Origin of the sequence: Spirosoma terrae (assembly GCF_010435915.1) — a bacterium.
Lineage (GTDB): Bacteria > Bacteroidota > Bacteroidia > Cytophagales > Spirosomataceae > Spirosoma > Spirosoma terrae.
In genome coordinates, this window is record NZ_JAAFZH010000049.1 from 1 (window position 1) to 588 (window position 588).

Here is a 588-nt window from a genome sequence, read left to right on the forward strand (position 1 = left end):
CAATGGCTTTACGCAAAGCACTATGTACCAACTCTTCGCCCATGTTATCAGCTAGCGTCCAGCCTTTGATTCGCCGACTATAAAGGTCCATCCATGCCGCCAGATAGCCCCATGCACTACCCGCCAGTGGAACATATGTGATATCGCCGACTAACACTCTACCCGGTGCCGTTGGAAAGTCCATGTCTACTAACAAATTCGGGCTGAATGGCCCGTTATAACGACTGTCGGTGGTGCGAGGAATGAAACTACGCGGTTGAATGGCCCGTAGCCCTTCCGCTTGCATGAGTCGCCGAAGTTGGTGACGCCCTACTTCAAAGCCCTGCTCCTGTAACTCAGTCAACAGTCGACGACTGCCATAACGCCGACGATGGTCCCCAAAACTGTCCAGCATTGCTTGCCGTAATTTTTCTTTCTCTTCGGTCAGCTGATGACTTTGACCAGCCTGATAAGCGTAGTAAGCGCTACGACTAACACCGAGCGTTTTACAAAGCCGTTCTATTGGAAAATCGGACGTTAGCTGGGTGATCACCTGGTAGCAGTGCGTCAAGTCATGCGGCCGCTACGGCGGACCGTTGAAAATGGCTA

1 protein-coding gene is annotated in these 588 nt (G+C 52.0%); it reads right to left on the bottom strand.

Features of this window, described 5'->3' with window-relative positions:
- On the bottom strand, nucleotides 1–550 hold a 550-nt coding region (locus GK108_RS31000; protein ID WP_163955480.1), incomplete at its 3' end, for an IS3 family transposase.
- Between the last annotated feature and the right edge of the window lie 38 nt (nucleotides 551–588).